Origin of the sequence: Geminicoccus flavidas (genome assembly GCF_009806515.1) — a bacterium.
In the GTDB taxonomy this organism is placed as follows: domain Bacteria; phylum Pseudomonadota; class Alphaproteobacteria; order Geminicoccales; family Geminicoccaceae; genus Geminicoccus; species Geminicoccus flavidus.
In genome coordinates this window covers 1-5,154 of record NZ_WUJP01000726.1, presented here as the reverse complement: position 1 = coordinate 5,154, position 5,154 = coordinate 1, and the positions used below count along the sequence as shown (strand labels likewise).

Annotated in this window: 5 protein-coding genes; 2 read left to right on the top strand and 3 right to left on the bottom strand. The window is 69.5% G+C overall.

All coding sequences use genetic code 11. The annotated features are described in order from the left end of the window. Nucleotides 1–101: 101 nt before the first annotated feature. Nucleotides 102–665, bottom strand: a complete 564-nt coding sequence (locus tag EQG76_RS20830) for a ubiquinol-cytochrome C chaperone family protein (protein ID WP_159716256.1) — start codon at nucleotides 663–665, stop codon at nucleotides 102–104. Nucleotides 666–778: 113 nt separating this feature from the next. Here EQG76_RS20830 and EQG76_RS20825 point away from each other — a divergent pair, with 113 nt between their 5' ends. Continuing rightward, nucleotides 779–1,243, top strand: coding sequence for an outer membrane protein assembly factor BamE (locus tag EQG76_RS20825; RefSeq protein WP_159716255.1), 465 nt, complete (start codon nucleotides 779–781; stop codon nucleotides 1,241–1,243). A gap of 103 nt (nucleotides 1,244–1,346) precedes the next feature. Here the strand turns inward: EQG76_RS20825 and EQG76_RS20820 are convergent, their stop codons facing one another. Next, on the bottom strand, nucleotides 1,347–3,452 hold the full coding sequence (locus EQG76_RS20820; RefSeq protein WP_159716254.1) for a sodium-translocating pyrophosphatase: 2,106 nt from the start codon (nucleotides 3,450–3,452) through the stop codon (nucleotides 1,347–1,349). A 136-nt stretch (nucleotides 3,453–3,588) separates the two neighbouring features. After that, on the bottom strand, nucleotides 3,589–4,182 hold the full coding sequence (locus tag EQG76_RS20815) for a hypothetical protein (RefSeq protein ID WP_159716253.1): 594 nt from the start codon (nucleotides 4,180–4,182) through the stop codon (nucleotides 3,589–3,591). A gap of 210 nt (nucleotides 4,183–4,392) precedes the next feature. Here EQG76_RS20815 and EQG76_RS20810 point away from each other — a divergent pair. Next, a partial coding sequence (locus EQG76_RS20810) for a Ppx/GppA phosphatase family protein (protein ID WP_159716252.1) occupies nucleotides 4,393–5,154 on the top strand: 762 nt, incomplete at its 3' end.

The window sequence follows — 5,154 nt, the reverse complement described above, 5'->3', positions numbered from 1 at the left end:
GGCGAAACGACAATACCGTCTTCGGCCCGCAACCCGCTTTGTTTGGCATCCGGTCGCGGCCAGCGATCGGGCGCGGAAAGTATGATCGGGCTCCATGAGGGTCAAGGTTCCGCAGCAGGGGGGGTGGGGATCGGCCGGCCGCGCAGTTCCGCCAGGATGGCGAACAGGTCTTCGGCGAGGGCGGGGCCGTCGACCGCCCTGCCCTCCTCGCCGGCATTCTTCTGCAGGAACCCGCCCAGCTCGGTCACCGCACTCGCGGGCACCGCCGTGCCGGCCGGTGGGAACACCCGCTCGGCCAGCTCGGTACGCGCCTGCCAGGTCTCCCCCAGCTTGCGCATTTCCCGGCCCACCGACAGGTCGCCCACCCCCAGCTCCCGCAGGGAACGATCCATGTCGAGGAACATCCGGTCGACGATCTCCTGGCCGAGCCGGCGGCCATCGGCACCCAGATCACCCAGTGCGGCGAGCTGCACCAGCACCTGCCAGGCGACCATCTCGTACCGGCCGGCCGGCGTGTCGGCCACGCCCATGCGGGCATAGAGTTCCGGCCGCCGCGCCCGCTCGACCGCCTCGGCATAGAGCCGCTCCGCCATCCGCCGGCGCTGGCCGCCGCCGAGCAGGCGGCGCAGGCCGGCAACGATCCCGCCTTGCTGCGACGAATTCATGGCCTTAAGTTTCCCGGACGCTGGTCGCAGGCCGGCGGCATACCTGCTGCTTGGTTGGGGGACGGACCTTTCCGATGACATCCTGCCGCATGCTCCGGCTGACAGGCCCAGCAATGGCACTCCTGGTCCTGGCCGCCTGTACGCCGATGATCGACAATCACGGCCATCGCTTCGATGCGGACCTGGCCGGTGCCATCGTGCCCGGCGTCACCTCCAAGCAGGAGGTGGCCCGGCTGATGGGTTCGCCGTCCGCGCTTGCCACCTTCGAGGACGACGAGTGGTACTACGTGGCGCAGAAGACCGAGCGCAAGTCGTTCTACCAGGCGGAGATCACCGACCAGCAGGTCCTGGCGATCAGCTTTGGCGATGACGGGCTGGTCACCAACGTGGCACGCAGCGACCTATCCCAGGCCGAAGACATCACGCCGGTCTCCGACATCACCCCGACATCCGGCAACGAGCTGAGCCTGGCCCAGCAGTTGCTGGGCAATATCGGCCGCTTCAACTCCGAGGGCGGCCCGACGGGGGACCGAGCCCCGCCGTTCTGGAGCCAGCGCTCCCGCCGCCCCGGCAGCTGACCCGGCCGCGATTCCGTCCGTCGAACGAAAGGCCCGGCCGGTGCTTCCAGCCGGGCCTTGTTGTCGGGCGCGCAGCCAGAGAAGGCTGCGCGCGGCGTGCGGCTCAGGTCGGGGTGAAGCCGCCGAGCACGGCCAGGATCAGCAGCGCCACGATGTTGATGATCTTGATCATCGGGTTCACCGCAGGCCCGGCCGTGTCCTTGTAGGGGTCGCCGACCGTGTCGCCGGTCACCGCCGCCTTGTGCGCTTCCGAGCCCTTGCCACCGTGGTGGCCTTCCTCGATCAGCTTCTTGGCATTGTCCCAAGCACCGCCACCCGTGGTCATCGAGATCGCCACGAAGATGCCGGTCACGATCGTGCCGAGCAGCATCGCACCCAGCGCCACGAAGGCCTTGGCCTGGCTGTCCACCAGCGCGATCACGACGTAGAGCAGGATCGGCGCCAGCACCGGCAGGAGCGAGGGCAGGATCATCTCCTTGATCGCCGCCTTGGTCAGCATGTCGACCGCCCGGCTGTAGTCCGGCTTGGCGGTGCCGGCCATGATGCCGGAGTTCTCGCGGAACTGCCGGCGGACCTCCTCGACGATCGCACCCGCCGAGCGGCCGACCGCCTTCATGCCCATGGCGCCGAACAGGTAGGGCAGCAGTCCGCCGACGAACAGGCCGATCACCACGTAGGGGTCGGACAGGTTGAACGACAGGTCGACATATTGCGGGAAGTAGTGGCCGAGGTCCTGGACATAGGCCGCGAACAGCACCACCGCGGCCAGGCCCGCCGAGCCGATCGCATAGCCCTTGGTGACCGCCTTGGTGGTGTTGCCGACCGCGTCCAACGCGTCCGTGGTGACCCGGACCTCCTTGGGCAGGTCGGCCATCTCGGCGATGCCGCCCGCATTGTCGGTGACCGGCCCGTACGCATCCAGGGCGACCACCACGCCGGTCAGCGCCAGCATGGTCGTGGCGGCGACCGCGATCCCGTAGATCCCGGCCAGCAGGTAGCCTGCCAGGATGCCGCCGCAGATCACCAGCACCGGCAGGGCGGTGCCCTCCATCGAGACGGCCAGGCCCTGGATCACGTTGGTGCCGTGCCCGGTCTCGCTGGCCCGCGCGATCGAGCGGACCGGCGCGTGCTTGGTCGAGGTGTAGAAGTCGGTGATCCACATGAGCAGGCCGGTGACGGCCAGGCCCACCAGCGTGCAGCTGAATATGTGGAGCCAGCCGAACGACCTCCCGACCGTGGGCGTGAACTCGGTGCCCGACAGCATGATCAGGCTGAACAGCAGCATCAGCACCGCGGAGATCGCGGCTGCCACGATGAAGCCCTTGTACAGGGCGGCCATGATGTCGTTGCTGGCACCCAGCTTCACGAAAAAGGTGCCGGCGATCGAAGCGAGCAGGCAGGCGCCGCCGATCACCAGCGGGAACAGCATGAGCGTCGCCTGCTGTGCGCCGTCGAAGAAGATGGCGCCCAGCAGCATGGTGGCCACCATGGTGACCGCATAGGTCTCGAACAGGTCGGCGGCCATGCCGGCGCAGTCGCCGACATTGTCACCGACATTGTCGGCGATCACCGCGGGATTGCGCGGGTCATCCTCGGGAATGCCGGCCTCGACCTTGCCGACCAGGTCGGCGCCGACATCGGCACCCTTGGTGAAGATGCCGCCGCCGAGCCTGGCGAAGATCGAGATGAGCGACGCGCCGAAGGACAGGCCGACCAGCGCCTCCAGGATCCGGCGCTCGTCGACGCCGATCAAGAGCAGGAGGCCGAAGTAGAGGGCCACGCCCAGGAGGCCCAGCGCCACCACCAGCATGCCGGTGACGGCACCCGCCTTGAACGAGACGTCCAGGCCGCGCGCCAGGCCGGAGCGGGCCGCCTCGGCGGTGCGCACGTTGGCCCGAACCGACACGTTCATGCCGATGAAGCCCGCGGCACCGGACAGAGCAGCGCCGATCGCGAAGCCCAGAGCCGGGTAGATGCCCAGCAGCACGAGCAGCAGCAGCAGGATCACCACGCCGACAATCGCGATGGTGGTGTACTGGCGGTTCAGATAAGCGCCGGCCCCTTCCTGGATGGCCGCCGCGATCTGCTGCATCCGTTCATTGCCTGCGGGGAGCGCCAGGACCTGGGCACGCGTCATCACGCCGTAGCCAAGCCCGGCCACCCCGCAGGCGATCACCAAGAAGTAAAGGAAGATCTCGAAGCCCGTCATCTTCTGCCCCCCTAGGCGGCAGCGCGGGATCCGGCCCTCTGTCGGGGTCCGGTGGCCGCACGTGCCACGTGGCCGGCCGATCGACGGGCAAGCGTCACCGGCCGGATGGTGCAGAAGTTCTAAGGGCCGGGATCGGTCACTGTCCACTTCCAGGCGAACCGCCGCCGTCCGCCGAGCCGCCACTGGCCGCAGCCCCCTCGCCCAGTGCCGGCAGCGGCTCGGTCCGGTCGCGGATCTGCTGCTCGGTCGGCTCGAAGCCGACCAGCACCGACCAGATCGCTGGCTGGTCCTGGTGGGTGAAGGGCAGGCGCTGGCGCAGCGTCTCCCGGCGCATGGTGCGCCGCTCGTTGCGGCCGGGCTGCAGGATGACCGGGAAGGTCTGCTTGTCGACCACCTCGCCCGTATCGGTGGTCACTGCCACGAAGTACTCGACCTGGACCGGCTCGCCCGCGTAGCCCGGCCCGGTCCGCAGGTCGATCGTCACCTCGAAATCGACCAGGTAATCGAATTCGCGCGCATCACAGTTCGCGCGCAGGTCGCCGAGCGTAGCGGTCCAGGCCGTCTGGCCGTCGGCACTGCGCCCCTCGCTGGCAGCGAGGTCGGCCACCAGGGAAGGGCGCGGGCAGAAGGGCTCGCTGCTGGCCATGGGCCGCGGCGCATCGTCGCCGCCGGAGCAGCCCGCCAGCCCCAGGAGCAGGGTAGCCGCGAATGTCGATCGGATCGTGCTCATCTTCACCCGGTGTCCGGCAGGCGGCCGCCCCTTAATGGTCCGGCGGCTCGTGATGGGGCGGCCGGTCGCCGCGTGGCCGCCCGCCCGGCACAGCCGGTAGCAGGGAGCCGGCCGGCCCGGCAAGCAACGCCGCTTCGGGCATGGATGTGGCCCAACCGTGCAACGCGGCAGATTGCGCCAGCGCGCGGGCAGGACATATGATCCCCGCCCATGCTAGCCGAGGACGACCAAGACCTTCTCGAGCCGGGCGACCCGGCAACTCGGGCCGCCCCCGTCCTGGCTGCCCTGGATCTGGGCACCAACAACTGCCGGTTGCTGGTGGCACGCGAGACCGACGGCGGCTTCGAGGTGATCGACAGCTTCTCGCGCATCGTGCGGCTGGGCGAGGGCCTGGCCCATACCGGCCGCCTCTCGGACGGCGCCATGACCCGCACGGTCGCGGCGATCCGGGTCTGCCGTGGGATCATGCTGAAGCGGGGGGTAACCCGGGCACGCTGCGTGGCCACCGAGGCGTGCCGGCGCGCGGACAATGGTCATGCCTTCGTCGAGCGGGTGCGGCGCCAGACCGGGATCCGGCTGGAAGTGCTGGACCAAGCGGAGGAGGCCTCGCTCGCCCTGCTGGGCTGCCTGCCGCTGGTCGACGACGCGGCGCGCCACCTCCTGATGATCGATATCGGCGGGGGCTCGACCGAGCTCATGTGGCTGGACCGCTACCGCCGCCCCGAGGACGGGGGTGCGCGTTCCGTCTCCCTGCCGCTGGGCGTGGTCACCCTGTCCGAGAGCTTCGGTTCGGAGCCGGACCCGGAGCGCTATGACCGGATGGTCAGCTTCGTCGCCAGGCGCCTGGCCGCGTTCGAGCCGGTGGGCTGGTTCGGGCACGGGGACCACCAGAGCAATGTCCAGGTGCTGGGCACGTCCGGCACCGTCACCACGATGGCCGCGATTCATCTGGGCTTGCGCCGCTACGACCGG

Excerpts from the sequence above, each read along its gene's own strand:
- EQG76_RS20830 (WP_159716256.1), bottom strand. The coding sequence starts at position 665 with ATGAATTCGTCGCAGCAAGGCGGGATCGTTGCCGGCCTGCGCCGCCTG.
- EQG76_RS20825 (WP_159716255.1), top strand. The coding sequence starts at position 779 with ATGGCACTCCTGGTCCTGGCCGCCTGTACGCCGATGATCGACAATCAC.
- EQG76_RS20820 (WP_159716254.1), bottom strand. The coding sequence starts at position 3,452 with ATGACGGGCTTCGAGATCTTCCTTTACTTCTTGGTGATCGCCTGCGGG.
- EQG76_RS20815 (WP_159716253.1), bottom strand. The coding sequence starts at position 4,182 with ATGAGCACGATCCGATCGACATTCGCGGCTACCCTGCTCCTGGGGCTG.